The sequence below is a fragment of the Aliivibrio logei genome, from assembly GCF_001691055.1.
Classification (GTDB): Bacteria; Pseudomonadota; Gammaproteobacteria; order Enterobacterales; family Vibrionaceae; genus Aliivibrio; species Aliivibrio salmonicida.
Genome location: NZ_MAJU01000020.1, coordinates 3132 through 5497 on the forward strand (window position 1 = coordinate 3132; position 2366 = coordinate 5497).

Annotated in this window: 3 protein-coding genes; all 3 read left to right on the top strand. The window is 38.4% G+C overall.

Annotated features, from left to right (window positions below):
* A partial coding sequence (locus A6E04_RS21405) for a hypothetical protein (RefSeq protein ID WP_217491214.1) occupies positions 1-264 on the top strand: 264 nt, incomplete at its 5' end.
* Positions 265-476: 212 nt separating this feature from the next.
* Positions 477-1064 carry a hypothetical protein gene (locus A6E04_RS15520; RefSeq protein ID WP_065611791.1) on the top strand — a complete coding sequence of 196 codons (588 nt, stop codon included), beginning with the start codon at positions 477-479 and terminating at the stop codon, positions 1062-1064.
* A 216-nt stretch (positions 1065-1280) separates the two neighbouring features.
* The gene (locus tag A6E04_RS15525; RefSeq protein WP_065611792.1) at positions 1281-2132 is read left to right on the top strand and encodes an alpha/beta hydrolase; all 852 of its coding nucleotides are present in this window, start codon (positions 1281-1283) and stop codon (positions 2130-2132) included.
* Positions 2133-2366 lie beyond the last annotated feature (234 nt).

Here is a 2366-nt window from a genome sequence, read left to right on the forward strand (position 1 = left end):
GGCAAATTAGCCCTTATTTTCCTAAGTTCAGGCGTTTCAGAAGCTAATTTACGCTTCAATTGTTCTTTGGTTATGCCTCATTTTATTCTGCATCAGTGTTTTGCTCGCAGCATTTTCAATCCCAGTTGTGGCAAGGATATTTGGTTTATCAGTTCCAAACTTGCTGAAATCAAGACGTTCAAATGGTGTAAAAAATGTATCTGTTTTCCATTCACCTTATCTCGCAATTTAAGAATATTTTGTTCGCTTAATTGGCATTGGTAAATTAAAATCAGGGCTTAGAAAATCTTGGCAGGGCAGTTCTTTACCAAGCTGACCAAGCCGAAAGTAAGCACGCACAACAATCGCATCAACACGATTTATTACACTCGGCGTTCTGGGTTTGTCTTAGGTTTTGTGATTAAGGCAGTAAAATTCAGGTTGGTTTGGATGGTAATAAACGTGTTATGCCAGCGTTAGGCGGCTAGGAGGTCAATTTGCCAGGGTTACAAAAAATTATGGCTGGGGAAGGTTTTATCCGAACGTATGATCTTCTCGATGCATTGAGCAATGATGTTAATACTGCCTTCAAGGTTCTCGAAGAGGATAAGCCAAATCAATATTTTAGGCGTAGTGTTGTTCGCGCGGTATTTTCATATGTCGAAGCTGTTATAGAGACTATAAAAGTAGAGGTTCGGTCTAGCTTGCGGTTGGAAAGACCAAACTTTGAATTGAGCAAGAAGGAAGATGAGCTGTTAGGTTCACTTTTTGTGATATCGGAAAATAAAGGACGTCAGCTTCCGCTTGAGCAAAATTTAAAATCAACTTTTAAGTTGGCAGCAAAAGTTTGGGATTTGGATTTTCGTTTGCACACTGATAATGAAGATTATCGAGATTTTGTAATTGCCAAGTCTTTTCGAAATAAGCTTACTCACCCGAAGACATATTACGATATTGAAGTCACAGATGATGACATGCACTATCATGCTATGGCTGGAATGTGGGTACGAGCAGAATTCGAAAGATTAATGAAGGCTAGAATTGACAGTTTGGAAGTGTATGTAAAAAAGTACATGGTTAACTAATTGGTTCGCGCGCCTAACAATCGCATCAACACGATTTGCTACATTCGGCATTCTAGGTTTATTTTAGTTTACCGTGTTAAGTGGTAAATTTGAGCTTAATCTGCATGGTAGCAAACGTGTTATGCCAGCGTTATGTTTTCCAACGTTTAGCTTTTCGTTTCACACTAAATTAGTTATGATTAACCTTCGTTAAGTTGTTAAAATTGAGAGGGTAATGTGTTAATTGAAAGGTGGTTAGATATCGATGGTGACAAGCTGTATTGCTTATCTACCCCCATTAAAGACTCTCGAGAAACTTTAGTATTTATACATGGACTTGGGGAGTCGCATTTATGTTTTTCTGAGGCTATAGATTGGTTGCCAAATTATAACCTGATAATGTTTGACTTGTGCGGTTATGGTTATTCTCCCGTTTCGGTAATCTCTCACACTACTGAAATTCAAGCAAAGAGAGTTTTGAAAGCGCTAGAACAACTAAATATTAATAAATGCTTTCTTTTGGGACATTCATGGGGCGGTGATATTTCAACCTTGATTTGTGATTATGATAAGAAAAGCGTTGTTTGTGGGTTCATCAATGCTGAAGGAGGGCTGCACGCCGAAAATATAATCCTATCTCAAATCATAGCTGAAAAATATTCAGCACTTGAGAAAAGTGAGTTTTCGAACTGGGTGAAAGGTGATGGTTTTTCAAAACGTTTTCCAATGTCCTGGAGCCATGCTGCTGGAATCAACTATCTTTCCTCTGTTAGGCGTTGTAATCCTATTGTGTTAGGTGAAACGGCCAGTGAAATCTATGCCCAGCACAGTGAACAAGATATTCGAGGTGTAGTGGGTTGGGGAAGAGTATACGAAAGCCTAACAATACCGAAAGTTTATTTCTGGGGTACGCAGAGTCTCGAAGGTTGTAGTCGTGCGGTAGAGTTTATATCTACGTTGGATAATGTTTCATTCAAGGGAGCAAATCATTGGGTACAAAATGATCCTTCTAATTTTTACTTAGAAGTTGATAAGTTTATTGGCAATGTTCAAAAGCATTACAAAACATTTAAGAGCAGCTCATCGTAAGTGTAGTGACATTTAGGTGTTGTGTATTATTAGTGTAATACACTGGTTTTTGTAGTCATTCAGCCCCCTAAAGCTGTAGCTTTAAAATATCGGTAAATAGCAACATGGGAGAGTAAACATAACAATCGCATCAACACGATTTACTACATTCGGCATTCTAGATTGTCTTTGGGTTTACCGTATTAAGTGGTAAATTTAGGCTTCATCTGCATGGTAGCAAACGTGTTATGCAGG